Source organism: Sphingobacterium sp. 1.A.5 (assembly GCF_002734235.1).
Taxonomy (GTDB): Bacteria; Bacteroidota; Bacteroidia; order Sphingobacteriales; family Sphingobacteriaceae; genus Sphingobacterium; species Sphingobacterium daejeonense.
In genome coordinates, this window is the sequence record NZ_PEBA01000034.1 from 113,435 (window position 1) to 131,580 (window position 18,146).

Below are 18,146 nucleotides of genomic sequence, written 5' to 3' on the forward strand. Positions count from 1 at the left end.
TGTGTCTTTAACTTTCCTTTATTATAGGTTTCCTCTCTTCATCTCATCCATGGCATAATTGGCAGCTCTCGCTGTAAATGCCATATAAGTCAATGATGGATTTTGTGTCCCTGTTGAGGTCATACTAGCACCGTCTGTTACAAATACATTTTTGCATAGATGCATTTGGTTCCATTGATTCAGAATCGATGTCTTGGGATCTCTACCCATCCTAGCCCCTCCCATTTCGTGAATATCTAAACCAGGGTTTTGCTTGCTATTATGCTGGCTAATGTTTTTTGCTCCAATATATTCTAACATCTCAGAACCTTGGTTCAGAAAATCTTGCATGCTTTTTTGATCATTATCATCATATCCAACATTGAATACCATCTGTGCCATTCCGAATTTATCTTTTAGATCAGTACTCAAGCGGACATGGTTTTCCTCTTTCGGTATTGTCTCACCTTGCATCATCATTCCGATTCCCCATCCGCCAACTTCTGAAAGACTATCTTTGAATGCAGCACCTACTTGCATGTCACTATTGGCTCCTCTGCCCCTATAAGCTCCAAAGAATGAAGCATAGCCACGCAAAAAGTCCATCTCTTGTTTTTTTACATTTCTGAAATTTGGGATGATGGGCTGGGTAGGTCGTCGACCATAATAATACATATCTTCAAAGCCTTCCATTGTTGCTGAAATAGACCCTAAATAGTTATGAAAAGCAATATACTTGCCCAATAAGCCAGAGTCATTGCCCAATCCATTTGGAAACCTAGAAGAAGTCGAATTCAGCAAGATTTGATTTGTTGCAATGGCCGAAGCATTTACAAAAATAACTTTGGCAAAATATTCAGCGGTTTTTTGTGTTTCGGCATCAATAATCCTCACTCCAGATGCTTTTTGCTTTTGGTCGTCATATATAATAGACTCTACGATTGAATTGGGCCTTATTGTAAGATTTCCTGTTTTGGCTGCCCACGGAAGAGTCGATGCATTTGAACTGAAATATCCACCGAAGGGACATCCGCGTTGGCACATCGTTCTGTTTTGGCACTTGGTCCTACCCTGCTGAATATGGATAGGCTGAGGATCTGTAATATGAGCACATCTCCCTGCAATTACCTGACGATCTGGATATTTCTGAGGGATTTTCTTTTGAATCATTTGTTCTACAGCATTTAGATCAAATGCCGGTAAAAATTCACCATCAGGCATGGCAGCATTGCCATCCCTATTTCCGGATACTCCGATAAACTTCTCCACATGACTATACCAAGGAGCAATATCTTTATATCGTATCGGCCAATCAACAGCAAATCCATCTCGTGCAGGACCCTCAAAATCATAGTCGCTCCAACGTTGGACTTGTCTTGCCCATAACAAAGATTTCCCTCCAACATGATAGCCCCGGATCCAATCGAATGGTTTCTCCTGTACGTATTCTTGATCTTTATCCTTCGTAAAAAAATGAATAGCATCCTCATTAAATGCATAGCACCTTGAGGCAATCGGATTTTCCTCCCTTACCTTCAAAGCAACCTGATTGTGATGGTCAAATTCCCAAGGATCCATATATGCTGTAGGATAGTCTTTGATATGCTGAACATCAAAACCACGCTCCAAGACTAAAGTCTTAAAGCCCTTCTCGCAAAATTCCTTCGCAGCCCAGCCTCCGGATATTCCAGATCCAATTACGATCACATCAAATGTATTAGTTTCTGCCATGAGTTGATTTTTTGATTATATCCATCATTATGAAATAAATGTTTTTCAATGGATTTGGCTTTTTGGTTGAATCCGACTGCAATTTACAAAACCAAGCTTAATATTAGGAGCTATTTGTTGTATCAATATTTATACCTACCTTGATTTGATGGCATGTTTCGATTATTTGATGAGGTCAATTATTTTTAATCTTTCTAAATAATTTATTATGCATGCATAGTATAATCCGATTAATTATATTTGTTAACCTAAGTATTAAACTATGATAAGTCAACTCATATTTGGTATTATATTTATAGCAGCCATAATTTTATTCTATAAAAACGCAAGCAAGATTTATAGAAACATAAAATTAGGGCAATCAGTGAACCGTACCGACCGAGCTGGGGAGCGAATTAAAATTATGCTTCTGGTAGCATTTGGTCAGAAGAAAATGTTCAAAAAGCCAATCCCTGCCTTACTTCATTTATTTGTTTATGTAGGTTTCTGTATTATCAATATCGAGATGTTGGAAATTGTTATCGATGGTTTGTTTGGAAGTCATCGCGTTTTATCCAATGTCTTGGGAGGATTTTATGACTTTTTGATCTTTAGTTTTGAAATACTTGCATTTTTAGTGTTGCTGGGTTGCGTTATTTTTATGATTCGACGCAATGTTTTGAAGATAAAGAGGCTTAATCAGTCTGAATTGAACAATTGGCCAAAAACAGATGCCAATTTAATTCTGACTGCTGAAATATTATTGATGGCTGCATTCTTAATTATGAATGCTGCTGATTATAAATTGCAGACATTAGGAGCAGCAGGTTACCATTCCGTTGGCTCCTTCCCTATCAGTTCCTATTTAGTTGGAATTCTTCCCGATTCGGTAAGCAATTTAATTTTGATTGAAAGGTTTGCTTGGTGGTTTCATATTATAGGCGTTTTGGCTTTCTTAAATTACCTTCCTATTTCCAAGCATTTACATATTATTTTGGCATTCCCAAATACGTATTTTACTAGGTTGGAGCCTAAAGGAGAGTTTAAGAATATGGCATCGGTGACTGAGGAGGTCAAAGTGATGTTGGATCCGAGTTTACCGCCGCCAACAGGAGAAGCGAGTCGTTTTGGAGTAAAAGATGTCCAGGATTTAACATGGAAAAATCTTTTGGATGCCTACACCTGTACAGAATGTGGTCGTTGTACATCCGCATGTCCAGCGAATATGACGGGAAAGTTGCTTTCTCCTAGAAAAATAATGATGGATACTCGGGATCGATTGGAAGAAGTAGGAAAAAACATCGACAAGAATGGAAGCTTTGTAGACGACGGAAAAGGTTTGTTGGACACATATATCACGCGGGAAGAGATATGGGCTTGTACAACGTGTAATGCGTGTGTAGAACAGTGTCCCGTTAACATCAATCCATTGGAGATAATCGTAGGTTTAAGACAGTTTGCTGTTATGGAGGAATCACAGGCTCCTTCAAGCATCAACAATATGTTTTCAAACTTGGAAAACAACGGTGCTCCATGGAAATATTCACAGGCTGACAGAGCAAATTGGACAAATCAATAAAAGGGAAAATCATGGAAAATCAATTACATATACCTACAGTAGCTGAATTATTGGCAAAAGGTGAAAGCCCAGATTTATTGTTTTGGGTTGGTTGTGCAGGTAGTTTTGACGAAAGAGCTCAACGTATTACTAGAGATATCTGTAAGATATTGCAACACGTTGGGATTAAATATGCCATTTTGGGAGCAGAAGAAAGTTGCACAGGCGATCCGGCAAAACGCGCGGGCAACGAATTCTTATTTCAGATGCAGGCGATGATGAACATCCAGGTATTGGATGGATATGAAATCAAAAAGATCGTTACGGCATGTCCCCACTGTTTTAATACATTGAAGAACGAGTATCCTAGTTTGGGCGGGAATTATGAGGTAATTCATCATTCTCAGTTAATTCAATCCTTGATTGATGATGGCAAATTGAGACCGTCAGATGGACATGAGTTCAAGGGTAAGAAAATAACATACCACGATCCTTGTTATTTAGGCCGAGGTAATGATATTTACGAAGCACCTAGAAAAGCTCTGGAAGTCTTGGACGCAGACTTAGTGGAATTAAAAAGATGTAAATCCAACGGCTTATGTTGTGGAGCAGGTGGCGCGCAGATGTTTAAGGAACCTGAAAAAGGCGAAAAGGATATCAACGTAGAGCGTATCGAGGATGTTATCGAGAGCCAAGCAAGCATCGTAGCTGCGGCATGTCCATTTTGTATGACTATGTTGAGAGATGGTGTAAAGGTTAAAGAAAAAGAACAGGAAATAAAAGTATTGGATATTGCAGAGATTACTGTAAAAGCCAACAACATATAGCATTTTTACTAAACAACATACAAACAAAACCTTTGCTTGTCGGCAAGGTTTTTTTTATAGAATCCCTAATAAAAAAAGGTCGAGGAAAAAACCTCGACCTTTATAATTTACCGGTGCCCAGGAGCAGATTCGAACTGCCACACCCGTACAGGCGCCACCCCCTCAAGATGGTGCGTCTACCAATTTCGCCACCTGGGCTAAGACATCGCAAAAATAAACTTTATTTTTATTCTTACAACGATTTTAGCCTTTTTCCTTCTTAAGATTTTTATTGATTAACGTTTGGATTATTCCATCCGCCAAACCAATCCTGGGTGCCATAATATTTTTCAGATGACCTACTTTCATGATAGTCAAGAAAATCTCAGAAGCTGGGATAATTACGTCTGCCCTATCTTGCTTTAATTCAAGTACATTGATCCTATCTTTCAAGGAATACGAATTCAAATAGACATAAAGTGCCTTCAGCTTTGCATACGAGATAGGCTTGTCTGCTTTCTCATTTGCCAATCTAGACAGTTTGTTGATGTTACCACCACTACCGATGCCATAAATGTTCTTGTAGCCCTTGGTAATGCTCTTGACCCATAGCTTCATGTCATCCCAAGTATCAGGACTATCTTGATTATCGAGAATACGGATTGTACCTAAATTAAATGATCTCGATGCAACAAGTTCACCATTTGCAAACAAAGAAATCTCTGTACTACCACCACCTACATCTATATATAGATATACTTTGTTTTTATCCATATTAGTGTGGTTGTGTACATTATAGATAATCTGAGCCTCCTCAGAGCCATCAATAATATTTATATCCACTCCTGCTTGCTTACATGCTTTGACAACATCTTGTCCGTTATCAGCATCACGCATGGCGGATGTAGCACAAGCCATGTAATCCGAAACTTTATAAACATCCATTAGGTTTCTGAAAGCACTCATGGTTTTCACCATGCTCTCAAATTTACCTTCAGATATATGATGATGTATAAATGCGTCATCTCCTAGGCGAAGTGGAACACGTAATAAAGTGTTTTTGTTAAATGTGATTTCGTTTTCTCTAACAATAATATCTGCAATCAATAAGCGAACAGCATTTGATCCGATATCTATAGCGGCATATCTCACGTTATAAAAATTTGAAAAGTTTAACAATGTTAAAAATCCAAAATTAACTAATTGTAAACTTTATATTAAATGGAAGATTTTATTTGTTAGGCTCTAGGATTTCTAGTTGCCAAATAATCTGATCTTTCGTTACGAAATAAGGTTTTCCCTCTCTGATTGTTTTGTAAACCTCATCAAAAAGCCCCATATAATTTCCCAACTCTGCAGGAACTAATTTGGATACCAAGTTTTCTTCTTGGTCTGGATTCGTCAGAATCCCTTCCATTCCCTCAGGTTCGATTCCAAATGCAGGATTGTTTGGCATCATGCCATCGATCAATTGTGCTTCTTGGACGTCGGTCCTATTTTTGACAAAACTTCCGTTTGTGCCATGCAAGACAAAGCTTGCTTGGGGATTAGCTACTAATAGGCTTACAGTGATATAAACATTTAACCCAGAGCCGTAATTAAGGATGATACACCCATAATCATCAACTTTGGAATTTGGCCTATAAACACCACGCACTTTGGTCATCGCTTTCGGTTTTCCAAATAAAGACAATGTCTGGTCAAGCAAGTGAGATCCTAGGTCATATATTACACCTGCCGCTGGCACTTTGGTTTCTTTGAAAATCTTAGGTCCAATTTGCGGTTTGAATCGATCAAATCGAATATGCAGTTCGATTGGACGTCCAACTTCATTGTTTTCAACAACGTTCTTTAAAGCAAGGAAATCGGCATCAAAACGGCGATTATGAAATGGAAGGATATGTTTTCCCATTTCTTCAGCAACCTTGAACAACATATTGGCTTCCCCCATTGTTGGGGCAAATGGTTTTTCAATCAAAACATGCTTGCCAGCCTTCAGGGCTTGCAATGCAAAATCAACATGTGTATCATTGGGAGTATTGACAATTACCAGTTCTATAGCCGGGTCATTTATGAGTTGGTCTACAGAATCGTAGCTGATGATGTGGGGATATTTTTCTTGAGCATTTTTCTTGGAACGCTCCACGATCCCTCTTAATTCGAAGTTTGGGTTAACCTCTATAAATGGCGCATGGAATACCCTTCCGGACATTCCATACGACAATATACCTGTAACTATCTTGTTTTCTGTCATTTATTATTGCTTAGTGATGCGCATGTGCATCTTCTTTACCACCTACAGCGGTAAACAACTGAGCGACAGGTTCTGTTTGAGCTTGTGCAAAATCCCTCAAATCCTTGTTTGTATTTCTAGAAAGTCTTCTTAACTGCTCTTTAACCAATGCTACTTGGTGTTGGATATGAGTTAAGTATTCTTGGTCAGAATAAACTTTAGAAGTTTGTTGAGCTAAAGGCGCAACAGAATCTGCAAGAGTTGAATCTTTCACTACAACTGGAGCTTCATTTGGTTCAACCGCAATATTCTCTTGACCTGGACCTGTGAATTTCTCTGTTCCTAAAATTGGGAAGTCAACATGATATTTAGTTGCCAATGAATCCATTTGAGGAAGGATATCGGAAAAGAATTTTGAAGCTTTAGCAGCAGCATCTTTCGCTTGTGCATTTCCAACTGTACCAACATATTCTGCGTAGGAAACCTCATAAGGCGCGATGGACCCTACTTGTCTGAAAAAGGCATACGCGTCACCATCTACCAATGTGGTATGAGTGTATTTTAATTGGTTTTCCTCAGCTGTTTTGAAAACACAAGAAGATAATGATGTACTTGCAAGAACTGCAGCAACTAATAATGTATTTAATTTCATCGCTTTATTATTTTTAAAACACACAAAAATATAAAAATATCCCTATTTATGCCTATTTCTGTTTAATTCAAAATCAATCTAAGCTAAATTTCTACCGGCATTGACAACTCCGTAGATCGTTCGACCGATCAATTTTCGGTAAGTTTCGGCTTTGGAATCCTCCATTTTCTGCTTTTCAAGCAAACGGATCGCATAATGTTGAATAATCAATAGAGGCAAAATAATTTTTTCACGCTCTAGAATTGAAGCTCGCTCAACAGGATAATTTTCCATCAATTCTTTCATACCAGTTAATTTAAGCAGGTATTTTTTAGTCCTGTCATACTCTTCCTTCAACATGGTCCAAAATTCACCGAACCTTTTATCATCTTTCATGTAAGACGTCAATTCAAAATTCGATTTTGTCATCGACATCATGCAATTGTCTATTACAGTGTTGAACATTCCGGATGTTTCATACAGGTTTTTCACATAAGACCACAGATTATTATCTTCAGCCCATTGTAACGCGGTACCCACTCCGAAAAATCCCGGAATATTCTGTTTCAACTGGCTCCAAGATGTCACAAAACTGATGGCTCTTAAATCTTCCAACCTTAACTCCCGATCTGAATTTCTTTTTACCGGTCTACTTGAAATATTCATATTGGACAAAGATTTCAGTGGACTCAAGGTTTCCAGATATTTCAAGAACAAAGGGTGATGTCTGAGTTCTAAGAACTTTTCATGACTTTCGGCAGCCATTCTATCGATAACATCCTTTTGTTTAGCGGTCAATGTATCTCCTACTCTTTGTTGAAGGTCTGAAATCAAACCTGCATGCAAGAGCTGTTCGATGTTATATCTCGCAGAATCCAAAGAGCCATATTGGCTACTGATGGTTTGACCCTGTATAGTAAGTTGGATATGATTGTTTTCGATTTCTTTACCCATTGAAGCATAAAACCTTTGGGTTTTACCTCCACCACGAGCTGGAGGGCCGCCACGCCCATCAAAGAAAACCAAATCAACATCAAATTCCCTAGATATCGCAGTTAATTCGATTTTGGCTTTATAGATAGACCAATTGGCCATTAGATACCCACCATCCTTTGTACTGTCAGAGAATCCAAGCATAATTGTTTGCTTATTCCCTCTTTTCTTTAAATGTGCTGAATAAGTAGGATTTGAATATAAGCTACGCATTACATCCGCAGCATGTTTTAGATCATCTACTGTCTCAAACAATGGCACAAAGTCCATTGTTAGATCTTTTTTGGTCCAACCCTCCCATAGAAACAGTTGCATCAAACCTAAAATATCCGAAGCTTGTTGGCAATTAGAAATAATAAACCTTTGAACCGCTCTTTCACTACCGGATTCTTGGATTTCTTTTATAAGTCGAATCACTTTAATAGTATCTTCAACCAATGGAGCAGCATCCTTCTTTAAATCTAAAGTCGCTTCTGTGAATTGGATATGTTTTTCTTTTTCTTCCTCAGAACCCTCAATTTCCTTAAGGTCAATTTTGGTTTCCTTTGGATATGTCTTTACCAACCAATCAAAGGTATCACGAAGGGCACTGCTATCTTGGCGAATGTCTAATGTAGTGAAGTAACATCCAAATGTCTGAACCTTTCTCCTTAAATCTTCAACAATTTCCACAAACAGACCATCATGATTCTCTTTTAGAACTTTGATCACTTCAGTGAGATTTTTCAAAATTCTGTCCGTGAGATCTACAGGTTTTTCAACAGGATTAAAACTGTTTTCATAGAAAAGCTCCTGCAATTCCTCCATGTATTTCTCAACACCTCTGAAGGTAATCCTACGTTTCACTATTCGGAAATCCCTATAATAACATCTGAAGAGTATAGTTCTCAAAAGTGTTGCTACTTTTTTAGTACTTTCCCAAGTAACATTCGGATTTCCGTCGCGGTCACCTCCTGGCCAAAAGCCCAATTCAATTAGATGATTTACATCTTTTGGATTGATTTCCAATTCATCTTCGATCTTGGCTTCAATGCCGGAAGCAACACTATAAAAAACATTTTCCAAAAACCAAGCTAAACTGATAGCTTCATCAACAGGTGTAGGACTTTGTTTGTTGATAAATGGGGTTTTACCCAACTGTTGAAGCAATAAATGAATTGTAGGGATATCATTATTCTTTAATTCATCAATTAAATCATTTATGATAGAGAGAACAGGTCCTGGATAAAATTGAGTTGGGTGTGCTGTCAAAACCAAACGGACAGACATATCCTTCAATCTAGCGACTACTTGTTTCTTTAATTGCGGATTAGTTTGTGCTAAATTAAAAATAGAATCCAGACCTCCGGTTTCATCGCTTTTACCAACAGCTTTGAAAGCAGAATCTTCAACCGCATCAAACAATACTACTTGACGCTCAATATATTGGACTATCCTAAATAGTAAATCTAATCGGTCTTCTTCTTGAACATATTGTTCATATTGACCAAAAAAACTATCAATAATATCTTCGGGCGACAAATGTTCCTCCACTCCTTTTTCGCAATGGGTTGTGAAAAACGGAAGTATAGTACCTGTATGTTTAACCCGCTGGAATGGCAATGTTAAAAACAAACTTTTATATAAATCGAACCTCGTGAGAACTTCGTTTTGAAAAGCTAATGTCTTTTGGCTTAATCTCATAGTAAGTCTTGTATCTCGTTAGTTTGTTATAGGATTATGAATTCTTACAAATATATCATTTTAATATGTTTTTAAGGAACTAATTGTATTTTTTACACCAACTGTATTAAAATATTGCTATTTTGATAATGCAAAGCAAGTTTTAGAAAAGATAAAAAATGAAAATTTTATTGAAAAACGCACTTTTTACTCCTTTTATTAACGGTTGCTTATGTATCTTTGTTTGTACAACACATGAAAAAAACCAGAGAATTAAGCAATTTCTTTTATAGTCAATATTTTGCTGATGGATTACGCATCACTATCGGGTGTATAGTGCCAATCCTAATTTGTGCAACCTTAGGGAAGTTTCTGTTAGGTACCTACATTTCCTTGGGCGCTCTACTTGTGGGTCTCTCAGATACTCCGGGTGCACCATCACATAGGAGGACAGGAATGATTGCATGTTTGATTGTGTGTATTTTAACTCAATTTATCACATTCCTAGCAAATGGAAATATTTGGATCATGTCATTGGCCATCGGTTCCCTCTGTTTCACCTATTCCATGTTTGCCGTATTCAATGCGCGTGCTGCAACTGTAGGATCAATGGGAATACTGATTATGTTGATTTATGTAGATGACATCAATTCCTTTCAAGAAGAAGTTATGCTCCTGCTCTACTTTACTATTGGAGCGGTTTGGTATATGTTAATCAGCTTTTCTTTAACGCAGGCAAGACCATACCGTCTGGCTCAACAGGAATTGTCTGAAACCGTAAGGCATGTTGGAGATTTTATAAGATTGAGAGCCAATTTTTATGATCCAAAAATCAATATAGACGATAATTACTCAAAATTAATCGATAAACAGATTGAGGTCCATGAACATCAAGAAAATGTAAGGGATTTACTCTTTCAGTCTAAAAGATCCATTAAGGACACTACAAAAGTTGGTCGTTATCTCACATTAACATTCAATGATATTGTCGATCTTTATGAGCAGGCAATGACTACTCATTATGATTACGAGTTGATCAGAAAAGAATACGGAGACACGGGGATTTTGAAAGACTTCAAGCATCTATTGTTGAAGATTGCAAATGAACTAGACCATCTTGCTTACCAATTGAATGCTAATAGGGCACCAAAACCTCTTTATAATTTTAAAGACGATATCGAAGCAATCCTAAGATCCATAGAAGCTAGAGAAAAGACTGAAAACATTAATGGTATTCCACTTAAGAAAATTCTGATCAGTATCAGAAACATTACCATATTCATTCACAACATCTATAATTATGGGGTTATCCGACCTAATAATATTAAGAAGCAGGAAATTGAGGAAGCCAGTAAATTTATTCAAACCGAGCATATTGATTTAAGAAAACTAAAGGACAATCTTTCATTCAATTCGAGTATTTTCAGACACGCATTGCGCATGGCACTAGTTATGGCAGCGACGTACCTCATTCTGAATATTCATTCTCTCAATATTGGTACGATGGGTAGTTACTGGGTACTTTTGACCATCATGGTTATCCTAAAGCCAGGATTTGGGCTAACAAAAGAACGTAACTTCCAGCGGCTTTTGGGAACAATCATTGGTGGTGTAATTGGTGCAATCATCCTGATGACTGTACATTCAGAGGTAGCACGCTTCATCATTCTTATTTTCTTCTTCCTAATTGCTTATAGTCTCTTCCGTGTAAACTATATTATGGCTGTCATGTTTATGACACCCTACGTTTTAATCATGCTGAGTTTTTCGGGATTAAATACTTTTGAAGTTGCTAAAGAAAGGATATTTGACACTTTCCTTGGCGGTATGATAGCCTTTTTATCGAGCTATATCATTTTCCCAAACTGGGAAAGCTTTCAAATCAAAAAAAGTGTACGAGAATTGCTCATTGCAAATTACAGATATTTATCACAGGCAGTTCGGATTCTGTCGGGCGAAGAAATTACGGTAACGAGCTATAAGCTTTCTAGAAAACAGTTATATATTGCCTCAGCCAATATGGGATCTACATTCCAAAGAATGCTATCTGAACCAAAATGGAGGCAAAAAAGCACTAAAGAAGTCAACAGATTAGTGATTCTCAATCATATTCTGTCATCATATGGCGCCACATTATTGACTCAATTGACAGAAGCTACCGATACAAATTATACTAAGGAACACTTAATATTATTAAAGAAAATTCTTACCAATGTTAGTAAATCCATTGAGGCGGTACCAGTCAAGGATGGTGAAGAATTCGAGCCTGTAAGTGACTTTCCTGAAATAACTCCTGAAACTTTAGATCCTGCAGAATCTAAATTAATTACAGAGCAATTGCAATTCTTAAATAAAATATCCTCAGATTTATACAAATCTACGCTGGATGTTATGGAGAAAGAATCTACCATACATACACAACAAATAGAAATGGCAAATGGATAATATTATTGATGTTTTGATAGTTGGCGGAGGGCCAATTGGTCTTGCCTGTGGAATTGAAGCCAAAAAGAACAATTTGAGTCATGTAATCCTAGAAAAAGGATGTTTGACAAACTCCTTGTACAACTACCCTATCAACATGACTTTTTTCTCGACTTCGGAACGACTGGAGATCGGAGACACCCCATTTGTAACCACAAATCCGAAACCTAGAAGAGTAGAAGCTTTAGAATACTATCGCAGGGTTGAAAAGAAATTTGATCTTAAAACGCATTTGTTCGAAGAAGTACTGAGTATTCATAAAATCGAAGATACCTTCCAAGTTACTACCACAAAATCCATTTATAGGGCAAAAAATGTGATTATTGCCACTGGATTCTATGATATACCCATGTATTTAGGTGTACCTGGGGAAGAGTTGCCTAAGGTTCGTCATTATTATGATGACCCACATTATTATGCAAATCAAAAAGTTATTGTCGTCGGAGCAAGTAATTCATCTATTGATGCCGCATTGGAAACTTATAGAAAAGGTGCAGATGTCACTTTGATCATTCGTGGCAAAGAAGTTAGTCCTCGTGTAAAGTATTGGGTAAGGCCAGATATCGAAAACAGAATAGCAAATGCTGAAGTAAAAGTTCATTACCGATCAGATATAATCAGTATTTCAGAAAGAGAAGTTGTTGTACAAACTCCAAAAGGTATAATAAATATTGAAAACGATTTTGTGTTGGCTTTGACAGGATATCGACCAAATTTTGAATTTCTCGAAAAAGTCGGAATAAATATTCCTTTAAAAGCTCCTTGCATCCCTGATCACAATCCAGAAACTATGGAGACGAATGTCCAAAACTTATACTTGGCGGGTGTGGTATGTGGCGGACTGAATACCCATTTGTGGTTCATTGAAAACTCAAGAATCCATGCACACCTAATCGTCAAGAATATCTTGAAAAAAAGATCAGACTCTTAGGCCGTTAATAAAGATTTTTGCTAATTTTTTCTGTAAACTCAAGATGTAATCAAATTCTTCCTTGGTAGGCGGAAGAAACAAATTTCTAAATTCTTGAAGTATTCCAATACGCATACCCAATAAAGAAATTAAAAGGATTTTAGCAGTTAGTTCCACCTCTTCAACTTCCAGCTCCTTAGTCGCTATGCCTTTATTCAATATTAGAGCAACTTGCTGAATTTCCTTTTCAAATAAAGATGGAAGAACAGACTCAATATCAGAAGGCATCTCGTTTCTTAAGGTATACGTGAATTCAAAAATATTGAAGTTGTCTTTGATCACTGTCAAGCGAGTTGCCAAAAATGCTTCCATGGCTTCGTTAACGTCTTTTGCCTTATTGATTTTCTCAGTCGTCTCAGTGATAATTTCATCAACTGCCATTTCAAATACCGCAGCATAAAGTCTGTTTTTATCTGGAAAATAATAATAGAGCAAAGCCTTTGAAAAAGAAAGATCTTGAGCAATCTCTGCCATCGTAGTTTTAGCAAGCCCATAATGAGCAAACCTTCGCTTGGCAGCTTCCAATATCTTCATCCTTTTTGCATCCGCATTTTTTGCCATAGGTAATTAAAATTAGTATATAAATGGTGGTTTCCCTATATTTACAGCCTTATTAACTAAGATAAATTAATTTTTCGAACTTTTAAAGGATTCGGTCAAAAAAATGAAAAACGCTATTCAACAAGAAAAATCACTCAAAGAATTTAATACTTTTGGTATTGAAGCAATCGCTAAACAATACAAAAAGATTGAAGCTGAACAAGACCTCAAAGATTTGTATGATGCGGGGTATTTTGAAGGTGATTTTTTTGTTCTTGGTGGTGGCAGCAATGTCCTTTTTACAAAAGATTACGATGGGCTCATTGTCCATATCGCAAGTAAGGGCAAGCAACATTTTATCGAAAATGATCAGGTCTTTGTTACCGCTGAGGGTGGTGAAGTTTGGAACGACTTAGTATGGTATTGCATTGAACATGATTTCCCAGGATTAGAAAATATGGCTTTAATCCCAGGTACTGTCGGCGCCTCTCCTATCCAAAATATAGGTGCTTACGGACAGGAATTAATGCATATCTTTTATTCTTGCAGAGCCTTTGACACAAAGACCGGTGAATTTGTGACCTTTAGCAATGAAGATTGTCAATTTTCTTATCGTGACAGTATATTTAAAAGGGAATGCAAAGGCAGGTATATTATCTGTAGCGTCACGTATAAGTTGGACCTGTTTGGTCAAATTAATATCAGTTATGGAGCTATTGCAGCAGAATTAGCCAAAAGAGGAATTGACACTCCTACCATTAAGGATGTGGCAGAAGTTGTATCTTATATCCGTGTTGAAAAATTACCTGACCCTTCAACCGTTGGCAATGCTGGTAGTTTTTTTAAGAATCCTATTATCCCTAAAACTCAATTTTTAGGTTTAGAAAAACAATTTCCGGAAATAGTTCATTATACAGTAGATTCAGAGCATGAGAAGTTGGCAGCAGGATGGCTGATTGAACAGTGTGGATGGAAAGGCAAAAAAGTCGGTGAGGTTGCTGTGTGGAAAAATCAAGCTTTGGTTTTAACGAATGCAGGAAAAGCGACTGGTAATGAAATATTTGCATTATCGTCTACTATTGTAGACGATGTATATACACACTTTGGAGTGCAATTAGAACGGGAAGTTAATATACTATAAAAGTTTTCCACATTTTCGTAAGCCCTATATTTTTTTATTATAAAACAATAATCATCGATTATAATACAATAAAAGGTGATACCATACCCAATAATGTTTTCGCATCAAGAAAATAAGAGTCGCTAAAATATCGATTTCCACAATTTAATTAATTTACTGCACATAAATTGTACAATTCCCTGTACATATATAGCTTAATAATTTTTTCGGTTGTTCAGCTTTTATCAGGATTCACCTGATTAAACATCGCATCATTTAACTATACTATAATCGCTAATTGTATGAACAAGATCGAATTTAACTCATTGGTTGTTAAGCATTCGGAATCACTAAGAAGTTATGCCAGAAACTTCACACGTGACCATGAAGATGCAAACGACCTAGTACAAGACACTTTACTAAAAGCTGTCACGTACTTCAAAAACTTTAGAGACGGTACCAATTTGAAAGGTTGGCTTTACACAATTATGAAAAATACTTTCATAAACAATTACCGCCGCGTAGTAAAAACCAATTCTTTCATCACGAAAGAGGAAGAAATCTCTCAAACAAACCTTGTAGTTTCTGCAACTAGAAACAATGGAGAAAACAAATTCATCATGGAAGACATCAATTATGCCCTTTCTAAATTATCTGATGAATATTATGTTCCATTCACCATGTATTTCGAAGGGTATAAATACCACGAAATATCCGAACACTTGCAGATTCCTATCGGAACCGTTAAAACAAGAATTCACGTAGCAAGGAAGTCAATGAAAAAGACCCTTACTTCGTACAAAATCAAAGAGAATTAATTCTCTTGGCATTACCCAACAACTTTTTAAAATATTAAAGCCCAAATTCTAAACGCCTAGAATTTGGGCTTCATTTTTTTATAGAAAAGATTCTTTATCTAGCTTATTCGCTAATCTCAAATTTTGATAGACTTACAAACTGTTGGATACGGTTTGAAATCTCTTCCTTAGTAAGGTTTTGCAACCTTTCAGTTCCGAATTTCTCTACACAAAATGAAGCTAATGCAGAACCAAAAATGATCGCATTCTTCATATTTGTGAAGTTGATGGATTGTAGTTTAGCTAAATAACCGATAAATCCACCTGCAAATGAGTCGCCTGCCCCTGTTGGGTCAAAAACATCAGCCAATGGCAATGCTGGTGCTGAGAAAACTTGACCTTCTCCGAACAACAAAGCTCCATGCTCTCCTTTTTTGATGATCAGGTACTGTGGACCCATCTGAAGAATTTTCTCAGCAGCTTTCACCAAAGAATATTCTCCTGACAATTGTCTTGCTTCAGCATCATTAATCGTCAATACATCCACTTTTTTCAATACCTCACGCAATTCATCCATCGCAACATCCATCCAAAAGTTCATGGTATCCAATACAACCAATTTCGGTTTATTTTCCAATCTGTTCAATGTCGCCATTTGAACGGCTGGAGTAAGGTTGCCTAACAACAGATATTCGCAATCTTGGTAAGAAGCAGGGATTTTAGGATCAAAATCAGCCAATACATTTAATTCTGTAATCAACGTATCGCGGCTATTCATATCATTGTGATATTTCCCAGACCAGAAGAATGATTTTCCTCCAGGGATAATCTCCACACCTTCCACATTTATCCCTTTTGACTTCATAATGTCTAGATTGTCATCGCCGAAGTCTTCTCCTATTACAGAGATCAATTTAACATCAGGAAATAGATAGGACGCTGCTAATCCAGCAAATGTTGCTGCTCCACCAACGATTTTGTCGGTTTTGCCAAATGGAGTTTCAATGGCATCGAATGCAACTGTTCCAACGATTACTAAGCTCATGGATATAATTTTATATATAAAAAAAATGCCGGCTATTTGCCGGCTGTTTTATCTTGCTCCTGAAGCTGGGCTCGAACCAGCGACCCTCTGATTAACAGTCAGATGCTCTAACCAACTGAGCTATTCAGGAATTTCGAAATGATGAGTAACCCTCATCTTCAAAGTGGTACAAAAATAGAGTTTTAATTATTAAATCACAAAAAAATATTTCAAAAATTTATTAAAAAAACACCCTAAACCCGTAATTCACTCATATACAAGAAGAATTACACCATCATTTCGACTTATTAAATATAGCGGTTTACCAAATTCTCTAAAAATTCTTGTCTACCACTTCTCATTTCAGGCTCTCCATTCTCAACAGCAAAATTTCTTAAATCCTCAAGAGTCAATTTGCCATTTTCAAAATCCGCTCCCTTACCACTATCGAAACTCGCGTAACGATCTTTCCTGATTTTCTTAAAGTCTGATTTCTGCAAAATATTATCAGCAGTTACCAAAGCACGTGCAAAGGCATCCATACCTCCTATATGAGCATAGAACAAATCTTCTGGATCAGTAGAATTTCTTCTAATCTTCGCATCAAAATTAACTCCCCCACCTTGAAGTCCACCTGCCTCTAGGATAATTAACATAGCTTCTGTAAGTTCATTCAAATCGTTTGGAAATTGATCTGTATCCCAACCATTTTGATAGTCACCACGATTAGCATCAATAGAACCCAACAATCCAGCATCTGCTGCTACCTGAAGCTCATGTTGAAAGGTATGACCTGCAAGTGTAGCATGGTTAACTTCAATATTCAATTTGAAATCATCCATCAGATCATATTGCCTCAAGAAACTGATAACGGTAGCTGAATCATAATCATATTGATGTTTCGTAGGTTCACAAGGCTTTGGCTCGATAAAAAAGGTTCCTTTAAAACCATTTTTACGTGCATAATCCTTAGACAAGTGCAAGAATTTTGCTAAATGTTCTTGTTCACGCTTCATATTGGTGTTCAATAACGACATATAGCCTTCACGACCACCCCAGAACACATAGTTTTCTCCTTTCAAGGCAATTGTTGCGTCCAAAGCAGCTTTTACCTGTGCTGCAGCATGGGTCAAAACATGAAAATCAGGGTTTGTGGAAGCTCCGTTCATGTATCTATGATGACTAAACAGATTTGCAGTACCCCACAACAATTTGATTCCACTCTCCTTTTGCTTTTCTTTCGCATATTCCACAATGGCAGCCAGGTTCGAATCATTCTCATTGATATCATCTGAATAATCCACCAAATCCACATCATGGAAACAGTAATATGGCAGTTGAAGCTTCGTCATAAATTCAAAAGCAGCATCCATCTTATCCTTGGCGCGGTCAATGGTTTTCGACTTTTCATCCCAAGGAAAAAAGTGAGTCTTGCCACCAAATGGATCTGCTCCATCGCCGTTGAATGAATGCCAATAAGCACAAGCAAACTTGAAATGCTCTTCCATTGTTTTTCCAGCAATTACTTTTGAAGGATCATACCAACGAAATGCCAATGGATTGTCAGAATCCAATCCTTCATATTTAATCTGGCCGATGTTCTTAAAATACTCTTTTTCTCCTGTTAATACTTTCATAT

The 18,146-nt window shown here is 37.1% G+C and carries 14 protein-coding genes and 2 tRNA genes; 6 read left to right on the forward strand and 10 right to left on the reverse strand.

Annotated elements, in window-relative coordinates; translation table 11 throughout:
- Window positions 1-21: 21 nt before the first annotated feature.
- Entirely contained in the window at window positions 22-1,710 is a 1,689-nt protein-coding gene (locus CRT24_RS13315; protein ID WP_099371713.1) for a GMC oxidoreductase, read from the reverse strand.
- A 262-nt stretch (window positions 1,711-1,972) separates the two neighbouring features.
- On the opposite strand from CRT24_RS13315, the gene CRT24_RS13320 reads away from it, so the two are divergent.
- Window positions 1,973-3,268, forward strand: a complete 1,296-nt coding sequence (locus CRT24_RS13320; protein WP_099371714.1) for a (Fe-S)-binding protein — start codon at window positions 1,973-1,975, stop codon at window positions 3,266-3,268.
- Between the two features lie 11 nt (window positions 3,269-3,279).
- Window positions 3,280-4,074 (forward strand): (Fe-S)-binding protein, encoded by a 795-nt coding sequence (locus tag CRT24_RS13325; protein WP_099371715.1) that lies wholly within the window; start codon window positions 3,280-3,282, stop codon window positions 4,072-4,074.
- 114 nt (window positions 4,075-4,188) lie between these two features.
- On the opposite strand, the gene CRT24_RS13330 is transcribed toward CRT24_RS13325, so the two are convergent.
- The 5 genes from CRT24_RS13330 to CRT24_RS13350 form a co-directional block, all read right to left on the reverse strand.
- Window positions 4,189-4,272, reverse strand: a tRNA-Leu gene (locus CRT24_RS13330).
- Window positions 4,273-4,317: 45 nt separating this feature from the next.
- On the reverse strand, window positions 4,318-5,205 hold the full coding sequence (locus CRT24_RS13335; RefSeq protein WP_099371716.1) for an exopolyphosphatase: 888 nt from the start codon (window positions 5,203-5,205) through the stop codon (window positions 4,318-4,320).
- Window positions 5,206-5,284: 79 nt separating this feature from the next.
- Window positions 5,285-6,307 carry a Gfo/Idh/MocA family oxidoreductase gene (locus CRT24_RS13340; RefSeq protein ID WP_099371717.1) on the reverse strand — a complete coding sequence of 341 codons (1,023 nt, stop codon included), beginning with the start codon at window positions 6,305-6,307 and terminating at the stop codon, window positions 5,285-5,287.
- 10 nt (window positions 6,308-6,317) lie between these two features.
- The gene (locus tag CRT24_RS13345) at window positions 6,318-6,938 is read right to left on the reverse strand and encodes a hypothetical protein (protein ID WP_099371718.1); all 621 of its coding nucleotides are present in this window, start codon (window positions 6,936-6,938) and stop codon (window positions 6,318-6,320) included.
- A 78-nt stretch (window positions 6,939-7,016) separates the two neighbouring features.
- Window positions 7,017-9,593 carry a phosphoenolpyruvate carboxylase gene (locus CRT24_RS13350; RefSeq protein ID WP_099371719.1) on the reverse strand — a complete coding sequence of 859 codons (2,577 nt, stop codon included), beginning with the start codon at window positions 9,591-9,593 and terminating at the stop codon, window positions 7,017-7,019.
- Between the two features lie 234 nt (window positions 9,594-9,827).
- On the opposite strand from CRT24_RS13350, the gene CRT24_RS13355 reads away from it, so the two are divergent.
- Together CRT24_RS13355 and CRT24_RS13360 are read left to right on the forward strand one after the other, a co-directional pair.
- A complete protein-coding gene (locus tag CRT24_RS13355) occupies window positions 9,828-12,017 on the forward strand; it encodes an FUSC family membrane protein (RefSeq protein WP_099371720.1) in 2,190 nt (729 codons plus the stop codon).
- A complete protein-coding gene (locus CRT24_RS13360; protein WP_099371721.1) occupies window positions 12,010-12,987 on the forward strand; it encodes a YpdA family putative bacillithiol disulfide reductase in 978 nt (325 codons plus the stop codon). The genes CRT24_RS13355 and CRT24_RS13360 overlap by 8 nt, the downstream gene beginning before the upstream one ends.
- Here the strand turns inward: CRT24_RS13360 and CRT24_RS13365 are convergent.
- Window positions 12,976-13,587: a TetR/AcrR family transcriptional regulator gene (locus CRT24_RS13365; RefSeq protein ID WP_099371722.1), complete on the reverse strand. Its 612-nt coding sequence runs from the start codon at window positions 13,585-13,587 to the stop codon at window positions 12,976-12,978. The two genes, CRT24_RS13360 and CRT24_RS13365, sit on opposite strands and share 12 nt — an antisense overlap.
- A gap of 103 nt (window positions 13,588-13,690) precedes the next feature.
- On the opposite strand from CRT24_RS13365, the gene murB reads away from it, so the two are divergent.
- Both murB and CRT24_RS13375 read left to right on the forward strand, forming a co-directional pair.
- Window positions 13,691-14,707: a UDP-N-acetylmuramate dehydrogenase gene (murB, locus tag CRT24_RS13370; RefSeq protein WP_099371723.1), complete on the forward strand. Its 1,017-nt coding sequence runs from the start codon at window positions 13,691-13,693 to the stop codon at window positions 14,705-14,707.
- A gap of 281 nt (window positions 14,708-14,988) precedes the next feature.
- Window positions 14,989-15,504, forward strand: a complete 516-nt coding sequence (locus CRT24_RS13375) for an RNA polymerase sigma factor (protein ID WP_099371724.1) — start codon at window positions 14,989-14,991, stop codon at window positions 15,502-15,504.
- A gap of 103 nt (window positions 15,505-15,607) precedes the next feature.
- Here the strand turns inward: CRT24_RS13375 and CRT24_RS13380 are convergent, their stop codons facing one another.
- The 3 genes from CRT24_RS13380 to xylA form a co-directional block, all read right to left on the reverse strand.
- Complete coding sequence (locus CRT24_RS13380) at window positions 15,608-16,528, reverse strand: PfkB family carbohydrate kinase (protein ID WP_099371725.1); 921 nt, start codon at window positions 16,526-16,528, stop codon at window positions 15,608-15,610.
- 56 nt (window positions 16,529-16,584) lie between these two features.
- Window positions 16,585-16,658 (reverse strand) — tRNA-Asn (locus tag CRT24_RS13385).
- Window positions 16,659-16,815: 157 nt separating this feature from the next.
- Window positions 16,816-18,144 carry a xylose isomerase gene (xylA, locus tag CRT24_RS13390; protein WP_099371726.1) on the reverse strand — a complete coding sequence of 443 codons (1,329 nt, stop codon included), beginning with the start codon at window positions 18,142-18,144 and terminating at the stop codon, window positions 16,816-16,818.
- Window positions 18,145-18,146: the final 2 nt, after the last annotated feature.

Bases quoted from the DNA above. Each gene is read 5' to 3' on its own strand.
- CRT24_RS13315 (WP_099371713.1), bottom strand. From the start codon at position 1,710: ATGGCAGAAACTAATACATTTGATGTGATCGTAATTGGATCTGGAATA.
- CRT24_RS13320 (WP_099371714.1), top strand. From the start codon at position 1,973: ATGATAAGTCAACTCATATTTGGTATTATATTTATAGCAGCCATAATT.
- CRT24_RS13325 (WP_099371715.1), top strand. From the start codon at position 3,280: ATGGAAAATCAATTACATATACCTACAGTAGCTGAATTATTGGCAAAA.
- CRT24_RS13340 (WP_099371717.1), bottom strand. From the start codon at position 6,307: ATGACAGAAAACAAGATAGTTACAGGTATATTGTCGTATGGAATGTCC.
- CRT24_RS13345 (WP_099371718.1), bottom strand. From the start codon at position 6,938: ATGAAATTAAATACATTATTAGTTGCTGCAGTTCTTGCAAGTACATCA.
- CRT24_RS13350 (WP_099371719.1), bottom strand. From the start codon at position 9,593: ATGAGATTAAGCCAAAAGACATTAGCTTTTCAAAACGAAGTTCTCACG.
- CRT24_RS13355 (WP_099371720.1), top strand. From the start codon at position 9,828: ATGAAAAAAACCAGAGAATTAAGCAATTTCTTTTATAGTCAATATTTT.
- CRT24_RS13360 (WP_099371721.1), top strand. From the start codon at position 12,010: ATGGATAATATTATTGATGTTTTGATAGTTGGCGGAGGGCCAATTGGT.
- CRT24_RS13365 (WP_099371722.1), bottom strand. From the start codon at position 13,587: ATGGCAAAAAATGCGGATGCAAAAAGGATGAAGATATTGGAAGCTGCC.
- murB (WP_099371723.1), top strand. From the start codon at position 13,691: ATGAAAAACGCTATTCAACAAGAAAAATCACTCAAAGAATTTAATACT.
- CRT24_RS13375 (WP_099371724.1), top strand. From the start codon at position 14,989: ATGAACAAGATCGAATTTAACTCATTGGTTGTTAAGCATTCGGAATCA.
- CRT24_RS13380 (WP_099371725.1), bottom strand. From the start codon at position 16,528: ATGAGCTTAGTAATCGTTGGAACAGTTGCATTCGATGCCATTGAAACT.
- xylA (WP_099371726.1), bottom strand. From the start codon at position 18,144: ATGAAAGTATTAACAGGAGAAAAAGAGTATTTTAAGAACATCGGCCAG.